The organism is Micromonospora sp. NPDC049523 (assembly GCF_040676775.1).
Lineage (GTDB): Bacteria > Actinomycetota > Actinomycetes > Mycobacteriales > Micromonosporaceae > Micromonospora_G.
Genome location: NZ_JBFAPP010000015.1, coordinates 162,461 through 175,727 on the forward strand (window position 1 = coordinate 162,461; position 13,267 = coordinate 175,727).

At 72.2% G+C, this 13,267-nt stretch carries 13 protein-coding genes; all 13 read right to left on the reverse strand.

Going from position 1 to position 13,267, the window contains the following annotated elements; all coding sequences use genetic code 11:
* Window positions 1–42 precede the first annotated feature (42 nt).
* Window positions 43–366 carry a DUF2469 domain-containing protein gene (locus AB0J90_RS23830; RefSeq protein WP_121158970.1) on the reverse strand — a complete coding sequence of 108 codons (324 nt, stop codon included), beginning with the start codon at window positions 364–366 and terminating at the stop codon, window positions 43–45.
* Entirely contained in the window at window positions 363–1,175 is an 813-nt protein-coding gene (locus AB0J90_RS23835; RefSeq protein ID WP_363599208.1) for a ribonuclease HII, read from the reverse strand. The genes AB0J90_RS23830 and AB0J90_RS23835 overlap by 4 nt, the downstream gene beginning before the upstream one ends.
* Window positions 1,175–1,645, reverse strand: a complete 471-nt coding sequence (locus AB0J90_RS23840) for an NUDIX domain-containing protein (protein ID WP_363599210.1) — start codon at window positions 1,643–1,645, stop codon at window positions 1,175–1,177. Before AB0J90_RS23840 ends, AB0J90_RS23835 begins: the two co-directional genes overlap by 1 nt.
* Before the next feature lie 84 nt (window positions 1,646–1,729).
* On the reverse strand, window positions 1,730–2,386 hold the full coding sequence (gene lepB / locus AB0J90_RS23845; RefSeq protein WP_363599212.1) for a signal peptidase I: 657 nt from the start codon (window positions 2,384–2,386) through the stop codon (window positions 1,730–1,732).
* Window positions 2,383–3,267, reverse strand: coding sequence for a signal peptidase I (gene lepB / locus AB0J90_RS23850; RefSeq protein WP_363599214.1), 885 nt, complete (start codon window positions 3,265–3,267; stop codon window positions 2,383–2,385). The genes lepB (AB0J90_RS23845) and lepB (AB0J90_RS23850) overlap by 4 nt, the downstream gene beginning before the upstream one ends.
* Before the next feature lie 192 nt (window positions 3,268–3,459).
* Entirely contained in the window at window positions 3,460–3,816 is a 357-nt protein-coding gene (rplS, locus tag AB0J90_RS23855; RefSeq protein WP_326560420.1) for a 50S ribosomal protein L19, read from the reverse strand.
* Window positions 3,817–3,938: 122 nt separating this feature from the next.
* Window positions 3,939–4,715 (reverse strand): tRNA (guanosine(37)-N1)-methyltransferase TrmD, encoded by a 777-nt coding sequence (gene trmD, locus AB0J90_RS23860; protein ID WP_363599216.1) that lies wholly within the window; start codon window positions 4,713–4,715, stop codon window positions 3,939–3,941.
* Window positions 4,716–4,772: 57 nt separating this feature from the next.
* Window positions 4,773–5,348, reverse strand: coding sequence for a ribosome maturation factor RimM (gene rimM, locus AB0J90_RS23865; protein ID WP_363599218.1), 576 nt, complete (start codon window positions 5,346–5,348; stop codon window positions 4,773–4,775).
* On the reverse strand, window positions 5,348–5,608 hold the full coding sequence (locus AB0J90_RS23870) for an RNA-binding protein (RefSeq protein WP_326560423.1): 261 nt from the start codon (window positions 5,606–5,608) through the stop codon (window positions 5,348–5,350). The genes rimM and AB0J90_RS23870 overlap by 1 nt, the downstream gene beginning before the upstream one ends.
* Complete coding sequence (gene rpsP, locus AB0J90_RS23875) at window positions 5,583–6,053, reverse strand: 30S ribosomal protein S16 (protein ID WP_363599220.1); 471 nt, start codon at window positions 6,051–6,053, stop codon at window positions 5,583–5,585. Before rpsP ends, AB0J90_RS23870 begins: the two co-directional genes overlap by 26 nt.
* Window positions 6,054–6,291: 238 nt before the next feature.
* On the reverse strand, window positions 6,292–8,526 hold the full coding sequence (locus AB0J90_RS23880) for a geranylgeranyl reductase family protein (RefSeq protein WP_363599222.1): 2,235 nt from the start codon (window positions 8,524–8,526) through the stop codon (window positions 6,292–6,294).
* Between the two features lies 1 nt (window position 8,527).
* On the reverse strand, window positions 8,528–9,544 hold the full coding sequence (locus tag AB0J90_RS23885) for a polyprenyl synthetase family protein (RefSeq protein ID WP_363599224.1): 1,017 nt from the start codon (window positions 9,542–9,544) through the stop codon (window positions 8,528–8,530).
* Window positions 9,537–13,259 (reverse strand): PKD domain-containing protein, encoded by a 3,723-nt coding sequence (locus AB0J90_RS23890; protein WP_363599226.1) that lies wholly within the window; start codon window positions 13,257–13,259, stop codon window positions 9,537–9,539. The genes AB0J90_RS23885 and AB0J90_RS23890 overlap by 8 nt, the downstream gene beginning before the upstream one ends.
* Window positions 13,260–13,267 lie beyond the last annotated feature (8 nt).

Below are 13,267 nucleotides of genomic sequence, written 5' to 3' on the forward strand. Positions count from 1 at the left end.
CGGCCCCCGCCGTCAGCTCGCTGCCGTGCTCAGCTCGGTCAGCTAGTTACCGAAGCCGGAATCCGCTGGAAGGGAGATCTCCGGCTTTTCCAGCTCTTCGACGTTGACGTCCTTGAACGTCATGACCCGGACATTCTTCACGAAGCGCGCAGGTCGGTACATGTCCCAGACCCACGCGTCGTGCATCTCCACCTCGAAGTAGACCTCGCCGTCCGAGTTCCGCACGTGCAGGTCGACCTGATTGGCAAGATAGAACCGGCGCTCGGTCTCGACCACGTAGGAGAACTGGCGGACGATATCGCGGTACTCCCGGTAGAGCTGCAGTTCCATCTCGGTCTCGTACTTCTCGAGATCTTCCGCGCTCATCGCACTCCGCCTTCCATGGCCACATCTTCCCCCACCGACGCTGGCGGCCGAGGCTGCTCCCCCAACGCCACGCCGACGGTACCCCCTGGCGGGGTCGTCCGCTTCCTCGACTCATCCCCACCCACCCGCACCGGCCGCCGGGACCGTGGTGGGCGCCCGGCACGACCGGAGATCGACGCCACGTTCACGTACGAGAAGCGATGCTCCTCGCACGGGCCGTGACGCTCCAGCGCCGCCGTGTGCTCCGCCGTGATGTAACCCTTGTGCTCGGCGAACCCGTATCCGGGATACCGGCCGTCCAGCTCCACCATGATCCGATCACGGGTGACCTTGGCCAGCACACTCGCGGCGGCGACACAGGCCGCGACCTGGTCACCCTTCCACACGGCGAGCCCCGGCACACCGAGGCCGTCCACCCCGAAGCCGTCGGTGAGGACGTACTCCGGCCGGGTGGACAGCGACGCCAGCGCCCGGCGCATCGCCGCCAGGTTGCACACGTGCAGGCCGCGCGCGTCCACCTCGTCGGCCGGGATGACCACCACGGCGTACGCCAGCGCCTGGTCGACCACGGCCCGGTAGACCCGCTCGCGGGCGGCCGGGGTGAGCAGCTTCGAGTCGGCCAGCTCGTCGATCTCGCCGCGCCGCCCCTCGGGCAGTACGGCCGCGGCGGCCACCAGCGGGCCCGCACAGGCGCCCCGGCCGGCCTCGTCCGCTCCCGCGACATGCAGGAAGCCCCGCCGCTGCAGGGCGCGCTCCAGCGCGTACAGGCCGCCCTCGCGGCGGACCACGGTGCGCGGCGGGGTGAGCACTACCGCTCACCGCCCAGCAGACGGCGCAGCAGGGCGGGCAGCTCGGTCGGGTAGAACCGGTCGCCGGTGCCTTCGAGCTCGGCGACCGACCACCACCGGTGCTCGTCGATGCTGTCCCGCTCGATCTGGTCGAACCCGGCCGTGTCCACCTCGAAGGCCAGCTCGGCCGGCACCCGGACCAGGAAGAATTCCTGCTCCTGCCGATACCAGCGGCCGCCGAACGGGAACTCGGTGACCTCCTGCCAGACCGGCTCGCCGACCTGCTCCGTGTTCAGCCGCAAGCCGGTTTCCTCGGCCAGCTCGCGGGCCGCGCCGTCGACCGGGGACTCACCGGGGTCCAGACCGCCGCCGGGGGTGAACCAGTAACGGTGGTCGGGCCGCGCCGGATCCGAGCCCCGGAACAGCAGCACCCGGTCATCGCCGTCGAGCAGCAGCACCCTGGCTGCCTGACGAGGGGTGAAGACGGTCACCGGCTCAGCCTAGACGCGCCCAGTCCGCCCGAATACGGGCGGCCGGGGCGGAAGACGACGGATCGGGGACCGTACGGTCGGGTGTTACGGATTGGGGACCCCGTCGTACGAGTCCGGCACCGAAAGCCACTTGGCCCGGTCCAGCGGCCAGAAGACGGTGAAGGCCCGCCCGACCACCGAGTCCACCGGGATGGTGGCCAGGTTGATGTCCCCGTCGGGATTGCCGGCCTTCGACTGCTCCCAGTGCTCCAGCGAGTCGCCGGAGGCCGAGCGGTGGTCGCCCATCACCCAGAGCCGACCGTCCGGCACGGTGATGTCGAACTCCTCGTCGGCGGCCCGGTCCCGGACCCCGTTCTCGCTGAAGATGTACGGCTCGTCCAGCGAGTGTCCGTTGATCATCAGCCGGTCCTGCGGGTCGCAGCAGACGATGTGGTCGCCGCCGACGCCGATGACCCGCTTGATGAAGTCCTCGCCGTCGGGGTTGTTGCTCCACTCGAACGGCGCCCGGAACACCAGGACCTCGCCCCGGTGCGGCTCGCGGAAGTCGTAGACCAACTTGTTGACGAGCACCCGGTCGTTGATGTCCAGGGTGTGCTGCATCGACGGTGAGGGGATGTAGAAGGTCTGCAGCACGAATGCCCGGACCAGGACCGCGACCAGCACGGCCACGCCCAGCAGGATCGGAAGTTCCCGCCAGAAGGAATTACGCGGCTTCGGCTTGTCGGTCTGCTCGTCAATCACGGGTGGAGCCTACGATGCCGAGCTGGGAGGCGACGCCGGGAACTCGCGGAAACGAACAACGGCCCCAGAATCGGCAGCACGACCGCAAGCCCGGCACCGCCGTCCGATGTGACCGGGGGCCGCGCTCCGGCCGGCGCGGCGACGACCTCCGGCAGCTTCTCGAACGTCTCCGGCACCGACAGCGAGTCCCACCGGGCGTACGGCCAGACGACCACGAAGGCCCGGCCGATCACGTTGTCGATCGGCACCGGGCCCTGGCACCGGGCGTCCTGGGAGACGAGCCGATGGTCACCCATCACGAAGAGCTGACCCGCCGGGACCACCACCTCGTCGAACCGTCGGGAGCGGCACTCCCGGGGGTCGGGCGGGATGTCCAGGGGCGAGTCCTGCAACACGTAGGTCTCGTCGAGCGGGACGTCGTTGACGGTCACCCGGCCCTGCTCGTCGCAGCACTTCACCCGGTCGCCGGGGACACCGACCACCCGCTTGATGAAGTCCTTCTCGCCGGGGCGGCTGACCCCGACCAGGTCGCCCACGGTACGTCCCAGCTTGCCGACGAAACCCGGCTCGGGCTCGTCGCTCTGCTGTGGCGCCCAGCGGTCGGTGCCGCGGAACACGACAACCTCGCCCCGGACCGGGTCACGCATGTCGTAGACGACCTTGTTGACCAGCACCCGATCGCCGATCAACAGGGTGTCCTCCATGGACCCGGAGGGGATGAAGAACGCCTGGAGCAGGAAACTGCGGATCAGCACGGCAAGGCAGAAGGCGACCACGAGGAGCAATGGCAGTTCCTGCCAGAGCGGCATCTGCTTGCGGGCACGTCGGACCCGTCGGCGCCAGGGCTCGACGTCGTCCTGTTCATCCACGCTACGTACCACGCAACTCCCCGGTCCCGAGATACAGCACTACCGCCCGGTCGAGCCGAAGTCGGCCCCGGGCGGTAGTGCGGACGCGTCCCGCCCCACGACAACCGTCGCGGTCAGACGTTGCGCTTCTGCCCGTGCTGGCCAGCGTAGTCCCCGCCGGCCAGGACGGCACGCCCCCACGACCGGGGGCGATGCCGGACCGGGTCAGCTGGACTGCTTCTCGCGCTTCTCCTTGATCTTCGCCTTCTTGCCGCGAAGCTCACGGAGGTAGTAGAGCTTGGCCCGGCGGACGTCACCGCGGGTCACGACCTCGATCCGGTCGAGCGCCGGGCTGTTGATCGGGTAGGTCCGCTCCACGCCGACGCCGAAGCTGACCTTGCGGACGGAGAAGGTCTCCTGCAGGCCACCGCCCTGACGACGGATGACCACGCCCTGGAAGATCTGGACACGGGAACGGTTGCCCTCGATGACTCGGGCGTGCACCTTGACGGTGTCACCGGCGCGGAAGGCTGGGGTGTCGGTCCGCTGCGACTGGGCGTCAAGGGCGTCCAGGGTGTTCATCGCTGCATCCTCGTAAGGCTCACGGCGCACCGGGGTCGGCGCGCGGATTGGGTGATACTGATCTCCGCAGGAACCGGAGATCCTCGTAGCCGCCCGCGGCGCGGGCAACCACGGCAACCCCCCTACTTTGCCATATCGGCGGGCGGCACCTGAAATCCGGCTCCACGCAGGGTGGCCACGTCACGTTTGTCCAGTTGCTCGGCCGGCAGTACGGCCAGCAGGTCCGGCCGGCGGTGGGCCGTACGCAGCAGGGCCTCGTCGCGGCGCCAGCGGGCGATCCGGCCGTGGTCACCGGAGCGCAGGATCTCCGGTACGTCCTGCTCCCGCCAGCTCGGCGGCTTGGTGTAGACCGGCGCCTCCAGCAGCCCGTGCGCGTGCGACTCCTCGTCGAGCGAGTTGGCGTTGCCGAGCACACCGGGCAGCAACCGGGTGATCGCCTCCAGCATCACGATCACCGCCACCTCGCCGCCGAAGAGCACGTAGTCGCCGAGCGAGACCTCGGTGACCGGCATCCGGGTCTCGGCGTGTGCCAGTACCCGCTGGTCGATGCCCTCGTACCGGCCGCAGGCGAAGATCAGGTGCGGTTCGGCGGCCAGCTCGTGGGCGAGCGCCTGGGTGAACGGCACCCCGGCCGGGCTCGGCACCAGCAGTCGCGGCGGGGGCGTTTCACCGGCCGGGACCAGGGTGTCGAGCGCCTCACCCCACGGCTCCGGACGCATGACCATGCCCGGACCGCCGCCGTACGGTGTGTCGTCGACGGTCCGGTGCACGTCGTGCGTCCAGGTGCGCAGGTCGTGTACGCCCAGTTCGAGCACCCCGCTCGCCCGCGCCTTGCCGATCAGCGAGAGATCCAGGGGCGAGAAATACTCGGGGAAGATGGAAACCACATCGACGCGCATGCCACTCACACTCAGGCTCGGGGGACCAACCGGTCGCAGCTCGCAGGACCGACCCGGTCAGAGGTCGAAGAGGCCGGCGGGAGCGTCGACCACGACCCGGCCGGCGGCCAGGTCCACCTCGGGCACGATCGCCTTGACGAACGGGACCAGCGCGACCCCGCCCTCGGGTCGGCGCAACACCAGCAGGTCGGAGGCGGGCGCGTGGTCGATCCGGGTCACCTCGCCGAGCGGTTCGCCGGACGGGCTGACCGCGGCGAGGCCGACCAACTGGTGGTCGTTGAACTCGTCCGGGTCGCTCGGCGGCGGCACGTCGGCGCTGTCCACCCAGAGCAGGGTGCCGCGCAGCACCTCGGCGAGGTCCCGGTCGTAGAAGCCCTCGAAGAGGACCAGCGGGCGGCCCTGGTGCCAGCGGACCGTCTCGATGGTCAGCGACTCCGGCACCCGTACCGGCTCGCCCCGGTCGGTGACCGGTGCCGGGCCGGCGGGGACGGGTGCGTTGGCAGGTGCCGTCGGGTCGGCGCGAAACACCGACCCGACAGCGAACCGTGCCTCGGGTTCGTCGGTCCGCACCTCCACGGTGACCTCACCGTGGACACCGTGCGGCCGCCCGATCCGGCCAACGATCAGGAGCATCAGTACGAGTCGACGATGTCGACCCGGACCCCACGGCCACCGATCGAGCCGATCACCTGGCGCAGCGCCTTGGCGGTACGCCCGGACCGGCCGATCACCGTGCCGAGGTCCTCGGGGTGCACCCGTACCTCAAGCCGCTTGCCCCGGCGCGAGTCGACCAGCCGGACGCGAACGTCGTCCGGGTGGTCGACAATGCCCTTGACCAGGTGCTCCAGTGCTGGCCGGATAGCCACGTCAGGCCTGCTCGCCGGAGGCGGCACCAGTCTGCTCCTCGGTCTTCGCCGGCTCCTCGTCCGCAGCCTCGGTCGGCGCAGCCGCCTTGGCAGCCTTCTTGGCCGGCTTGGCGGCCGGCGCGTCGGCAACCCCGGCCGCGGCCTTCGACTCGGCCTCGTAGATCGCGAGACGGTCGGCCGGCGCGTCCTTCACCAGCAGCGGCGGCGGCGCCGGCAGGCCCTTGAACTGCTGCCAGTCGCCGGTCTTCTCCAGCAGACGCTGGACAGCCTCGCTCGGCTGCGCGCCGACGGACAGCCAGTACTGGACCCGCTCCGACTTGACCTGGATGATCGACGGGTGTTCCTTCGGCTGGTAGATGCCGACGAACTCGATGGCGCGACCGTCCCGCTTGGTACGCGAGTCGGCGACGACGATGCGGTATTGCGGGTTGCGGATCTTACCCATCCGCAGGAGCCGGATCTTTACGGCCACAGTCTGTTCGCTCCTGTTGCGATTCTCACCAGCCCGGAAGGGCGGTGGGCGGGTGAGCGCCAACCGGCACAGTGGGGTTTGGGCCGGAGACAACTCGGTGGACTGGCAACACGCCCGGGTTAGAGGGCGCCGAACGCGTGCCGGATACCAGCGACCCATTGTGCCAGATCCGGTACGGATATCTCACCTCGGACCCGGCCGACTTGGCCATTCGCCCTGTTTGTCGCATTCGCCGCTCTCAAGGCGCCTCCCCCTCGGCGTCTTCCCCGATCATCCCGGAGTACCACCCGTGCCGGACCACCGACCCCTCGGCCAGCCGGTGCAGCAGCTCCCGGGCGGGCCCGTCGGGCACCCGGTCGAGCGCCCGACGGGCCTGCCGGGCGTGCTCGTCGACCAACCGGACCAGCTCACCGCCCGCCGGCCGGGCCTGCCCACCCGCCGCCCGCAGCTCGTCGGCCAGCGCATAGCTCACCCCCAGGTGCCGCCCGTAGCTCGCCAGCGCGTCGACCACCGGCGGGCTGGCCCCACCCAGCCGACCACCCAACCGGCACGGCAGCTCGAACGTGGTGGCCATCCGGGCGGTGAGCAGCTCCACCCGCGCCGACCAGTCGGTCCCGGCCGCCGCTGCCGTCCCGGTTTCGGGCGGAAGACCGGGCGAAGTGCGGGGCGAGGGGCCGGGGGTCGGTGGTCCGGCCTGCGCGGCGGCGCGCAGCTCCCTGGCCCGGCCCTCGCAGTTCGCGGTCAGCGCGTCGGCGAACTCCGTCACCACCGCCGCCCCGCCCTGCGCGGCCAGCTCGTACGCGCGGGCGAGCAGGTAGTCGGCCAGCAGGATGGCGAACCGGCTCCCCCACGGCACCGGTGCCGCCGCGCTCCCCCGGCCACCGGCCGGGCCGCCGGGGCTCGGTGCGGCCCGGGGCCACGGCACCGACGTACGGGAGCTGCGGAAAGGGGCGTTGTGGGGAAGCGGGAGACCGGGGTACGGCCGGGCGGGCGCGGGGCCGGCGCCGTCCATCGCCAGTCCGGCGAGCAGGCCGAGATCCACCGCTGCCGCCAGCGCGTGGCTGACCGGGCTGCGGAGGCCGCCGACGTACGCGGCGGCGAGCAGGAGCACCGCCGGACGGATCGAGACCGCGGCCGGATCCCGGTCGACCGCGAGCAGCCGGACGAACATCGGCCAGTCGTCGCGTACGCAACCAGCCAGTATTTCGGCCACCGCCGCCAGGTCCCGCCGCAGTGCTCGACCCAGGCCGGGGTCGAGCGGCGGAAGCGGCGCGAGGACCCGTTCGGCGGCGGCGCCGTCGGGGTGCAGAGCCAACCACCGGCACAGGGTGAAGATCGGCCGGTCGTCGTCGAAGGTCGATTCGAGCATCCGCCAGGTGAGCAGGTAACGGCGTGCCGTGTGGCGACCCGTCTCGAAGTAGCCGGCGTGCCGGGCGCCCAGCTCACGGGCGTACGGAGCGGGGTCGACGGGCGCGTCGTCGGACTCGTGCAGCGCCGCGTCGATCTTGGCGGCGGCCAGGGCCCCGGACTCCAGCGCGAAGCTGATCCCCTCACCGGTGAACGGGCTCACCAGCCCGGCGGCGTCACCGACCAGCAGCAGCCCCGGCACCCCGCAACGGGCCGGGTCGAAGTCGAGCCGCAGCGGCGCCCCGCTCATCCGGCCCACCGGACGGGCCCGCCGGAACCGGGGGTCGGTCGCGATCAGGTCGGTCACGAACCGGTCGTAGAGGCTGCGGACACTGTCCCGGTGGGACGGGTCGAACAGGCCGACACCGACGTTCACCACCCCGCCGCCGACCGGGAAGACCCAGCCGTACGAGGGCAGCAGGTGCCGTTCGGTCACGTCGAACAGCGGCAGGTGGATCTCCAGCAGCGGGGCGAGGTCGACCACACCGGTGAAGTAGCCACGGGCGGCGAAACCGGTCTGCTCCGCCGCGCCCGTACGGAGTCCGGCCTGCCGGCCCAGCCCGGAGGACGCCCCGTCGGCGGCGACCACCACCGGGGCCCGGACCGCCATCCGCCGCCCCTCCCGCTCGATCTCCACCCCGCGTACGGCACCGGGCTCGCCGAGCAGGTAGGTCGCGCGGGCGTCGGACCAGAGCGTCGCGCCGGCCCGGACCGCCGAATGGCAGAGCTTCGCGTCGAGTTCCAGCCGGGGCACCACCATCCCGTACGCCAGCGGCCCGTCCCCGTCGTACCGGAAGTCACGGCTGCCCCGGCCGCGCATCCGGACCCGGACCCCGACCACCCGGGCCGCCCCGTCCAGTTCCTCCAGCACCCCCATGTCGGCCAGCAGCCGCACCGCCGCCCGGGTCAGCCCGTCCCCGCAGCTCTTCTCCCGGGGAAAGTCACGCCGGTCGACCAGCAGCACCCGCCGACCCCTCCTGGCCAGGTGGTACGCGGTCGCCGACCCGGCCGGGCCGGCGCCGACCACCACCGCGTCGAGCCGGACCGGGCCGGTCTGCCCGGGCATCTCAGCCGGCCCGGGCGATGGCATGGTCGGCCAGCCGCCACAGCGACTCCCGAGCCGGTCCGGCGGGGAGCCCGACGAGGTGGCTCCGGGCGCGGGCGGCGAGTTCGCGGGCCTCGCCGAGGACCTGGTCCACCACCCCGGAGCGGAGCACCAGGTTGCGTACCTCGGCCAGTTGGGCGGCACCCGGTTCGAGTACGCCCAGCAGTTCGCGTACCCGTAGCGCGGCCGGTGTGCCGCGGGCCAGCAACCGGAGTACGGACAGCGTGTAGACCCCCTCCCGGACGTCGCCGAGCGGGTACTTGCCCAGCCGCTCGGCGCTGCCCCAGATGTCCAGGGCGTCGTCGGCGAGCTGGAACGCGACGCCCAGGTCGTGGCCGTAACGGGACAGGGCGGTGACGATCCGGTCCGGTGCACCGGCCAGCCGGGCACCCAGCCGGCACGGCAGTTCGAACAGGGTCGCGGTCTTCCCCGCGATGATCTCCAGGTACTCGGCCTCGGTCAGGCCGGTGTGGAAGGCGTTCTCGGTCTGGCGGAGCTGACCGGTGCAGAGTTCCACCAACGCCCGTGCGGTCTCCCGGCCGTAGCCGTCGTCGAAGGTGGCGATCAGCGCGCTCGCCCGCGCCACCAGGAACGTGCCGGTGACCAGGGCGTTCGAGTCGCCCCACTGGGCGTTGACGCTCGGGCCGTGCCGGCGGGTGACGGCCCGGTCGAGCACGTCGTCGTGGTAGAGCGTGGCCAGGTGCAGTAACTCCAGGGCGGCGGCCGCGTCCAGCAACCGGTCCGGCCGGAAGGTGCCGAACTCCCCCGCGACCAGCAGCAACGCCGGCCGGATCCGCTTACCGCCACGATCGAGCAGGGCGGTGGCCATCGTCCACAGGCCGGGATCCCGCGACGCCACCGCGTCCTTCATCCGCCGGTCCAGGTCACCCAGGGCGGTACGGGTACGCGCACTGGTCAGCCACCGGTCGTCCACCGTCGCCGCACCGACCACCGTCGTCACCTTCCTCGGCTCAACCACGCCAGCCCCTTCCGGTCGGACCCGTCGCCGCCGACGTTCCCGCGGGACCCGGCGGCGGCCGGGGGCCGGGCGGCACGGGTGTTTCGAGCACCGCCCGGCAGCGGACCAGGAACGCCTCAACCCCGCGGCCGTCGATCCGGACCGCGACGATGCCCGGCCCGGTCAGCACCGCGGCGGCCGGCAGCGCCGGGCTGGCCGGCGGCACCTGCGCCCGGTCCCGGATGTTGCCGGCCGCGTCGACCGCGGTCAGCGACAGCGGGCGGCCACCGGCGTTGAGCAGGGTGACCGTCACCCGATCCGCCGGACGCGGCAGCCTCAGCACCAGTCCGAGACCGAGCCGCAGCCCGCTACCGGAGGCCGGCGGGTCCAACAGCACGACCGCCCGGCCACCACCGTCGGGCGTACGCAGGCCGAAGCCCTGCTCGGTCCACTCCGGCGGGAACTGGGTGCCCCGTTCGCGGTCACCGAAGTCGAGCGTGACCTCGGTCGGCGGCGGCGGGGCCGGCGGGCAGTACGGCTGCGCGGCGAGCAGTTCGACGTCGTCGAACCAGACCCGTTCCACCCCCGGTCCGGGATCCCGCCCGTCCGGCCGGTACGCCTCCAGGAAAACCGTGATCGCGGCAGAACGGGCGGCGACCCGTACGGTCAGCGGGCTCCACCGCTCGGACGCCGTACCGTCGCTCCACACGATGGAGTCGGCGCCCGGGTCGACGCCGCCGGCCGGGTCGACGCCGAGCCGGGCCGTGCCCGGTCTCGCCTGGTCCAGGTCGTACCAGGCGGTGAGCTGGTACGACCAGTCCGGGTTGGCGCCGATCCGCTGGTACACACCGACCCGTTCGCGGGCGCCGGCCTGCAGGCCCTGGGAGCGCCGGCCACCGTGGACGACGATGTTGCTGGCGGTGTGCCGGGGCGCGGTGTCCGTCGCCGCCGACGCGCACAGGTACGACTCCCAGCCGATCGCCACCGCACCGGTGCCACGCTGGGTGAAACCGTCCTCGAAGTGCCGGTTGACCACGTCGACCGCGCGGATCACCACCTCGTCGCTGCCCGTACCGCCGTCGTCGTCGGAGACCGTGCAGCGGGCCAGGAAGGTGCCACGGTCCGGGTACCGGTGCGCGGCGACCGCGTTCCCCCGGCTCGCCGGGGACTGGTGGACCTCGGTCACCACCGCCGGGATCGGTGTGCTGCAGTCGCCGAACACCCAGGTCGCGGTGTGGGTGTCGCACCAGCCCGGGTCGCTGAAGTTGGCGGTGAGGGTGAGGACCGTGCTCGGGTACGTGAACAGGTCCGGCCCGGCGTCCACGGTCGGCGCCACGTTCCGTACGGTCACCAGCCGGGAGTCGGTTGCCATGCCCCCGTTGCGGTCCCGTACCCGCAGCGTCACCTCGTAGATCCCGTTGTCCGACCAGGCGTGGCGTACGGTGCTGGTCCCCTCGGACCGGGGCGGTCGGCCCGTCTGGACCACGGTGCCCGGCTCGGTCGCGGACGCGTCACCGAAGTTCCACATGGTCTCGTGCGAGTCGGTCCAGTCCGGATCGGAGAACCGCCCCACCAACGTGACCAGTTCACCCTCGTCGACCACCAGGTCCGGACCGGCGTCCACGGTCGGCGGCACGTTCGCCACGTAGACCAGGGCGAAGCTGTGGCTGGTGGCGCCGCCGGGCTCGGTGACGGTGAGGGAGTGCTCGGCCAGGTAGACACCGCAGGCGACGTAGCCGTGGGTGAGGTCGCGGGTCGCCGCCACCGGACTGCCGTCGCCGGGCCGCCAGGTGTACGTGGCGCTCGGGCCGGTGTGCCCCGCGGTCAGGGTCAACGCCGAACCGGCGGTGCCGGTGTAGGAGCCGCCAGCACGGGCGGCCAGCACCGGGGTCTGCGCGTGGGAGCTGAGCACCTCCAGGGTGCCGGAGAGGACCAGCCCGTCTGCGGCGATCGTGATCGGGTTGTGGAAGACGGCCCGCACCCGGCCGATCCGGGCGAGTTCGGGGGGCCAGCCGGCGAGTCCGCGAACCACCCCGGTGACCGGGTCGGCGCGGGTCGAACTGCCGATGCTGGCGGCGATGCCGCCGACCACGGCGGCCACCACCACGATGACGATCCCGACCAGGATGCTGCCCGCCCCCCAGCTCACCACCGCGAGGATGAGCGCCACCAGCCAGAACGCCCCCGACTCCGCCGGATCGACGTCGGGGTCGCCGATCACCTGGTACTCCATCGCCTGGATGCCGTCCGCGTCGAGCACACCGTCGGGGTGCCAGCGCAACCCGGCGTCGGCCCGGAAGGTGGCGTCCACGTCGATGCTGCCGAGGATCGCGTCGACCACGGTCAGCGCACCGGTCATCCGGATCGCCCCGTCGACCGGCTCGACGTCGAGTTCGCGTACGTCGGCCCGGCTGCCGTCCCGCTCGACGCGGCGGGGCAGGTCCACTCCGGCCCAGCCGTTGCCGGCGCGGGCGGCCTCGATGCCGGCCCGCACGACAGGTCCGGCCAGCGCGATGGCGAACTCCCGCCCGGCCGGCACCAGCGTGCCGATCGCGCCGATGTCCGCACCGGCGGCGGCGTTGACGGCGATGAGCAGTGCATCGGCACGCGCCCGGGTGGCCACGTCCCGCGCCTCGAACCGCTCGCCGCCGGCCTGCGGGGTCCAGAGCGCGAGCTGACCGCGGGCGGCCAGGTCGGTGTGGAACAGGTCGCCGATCAACGCGGCGACCTGCCCGGTGGTCGGCACCGGCACGGTACGCGGTCCGAAGCCCTGGACCAGGTCCGCGCCCTGCCGGCCGAGCCGCGTACGGAGGGTGTTCTCGAGGAGTCCGAACAGGCTGCCGTTGTTCATCGTGTAGTTCGTGCCCTCCAGGCCCGGCGCCGGGGTGATCGATCCGACGGTGACCACCGCCGTGTCGAACCGCACCGTGTACGCCCCCGGCGGTGCCTCCAACTCGGCGAGGATCTCCAGCCGCGCCTCGACACCCATCGGGTCGGCGAGTTCCGGAGCCGGCCCGTCTCCGATGAGGTCGAACATGCGCAGGTAGCTCGGCAGGCTGATCAGTACGTGTCCGGGGTCGGGTCGGCTCACCTCGATCCGGTAGCCGGGCTGGCCCTGGTCGTCGTAGAACTCCAGGTGGGTGTCGACGGTGTAGGCGTTGCCGCCGAAGGAGAGCGCCTGCCCGGACTCGTCGAGTTCGTGTGGGATGGTCGGCACGCCGAGGTCCACCGGCCCGGCCGGGCCCCCGTTGCAGTACGCGAGGTGCAGGTATTCGGCGAGGAACTGGTCGAGTTTGCCGGCGATCGGGTCGCCGCCGGTCACCTCCACGTCGACCGCGCCGCGGGGCAGCCCGTCGAGCCGGATCCCGACGTCGAGCGAGCCCGGCAGCAGCCCGATCGGCACCTCGACCCGTACGGTGGCGGTCAGGTCGAGCAGCCGGGCGGACGGTACCGGCGGGTCGGCGAGGGTGAGCTGGGCGAGCACGCCGAAGACGAGCCGGCAGCCGTCGATCTCGGGCAGCAGTTCGGCGTCGAGCTGCTGCTGCGGAATCTCCAGTTGCCCGCCGGAGGTGGTCAGAGCGCCGAGGTCGAGCCCGGCCGGCACCGGCACGTACGCGGGGACCGCGCCGGTGCCGGTGTCGCCGCAGCCGGCGGACTTCCAGGCTCCGCGCAGCGCCTTGCGCAGGACCGATGGTGTCGCCGCGATCACGACGTCGAACCCGTGCGTGTCGGCCATGGTCCTCC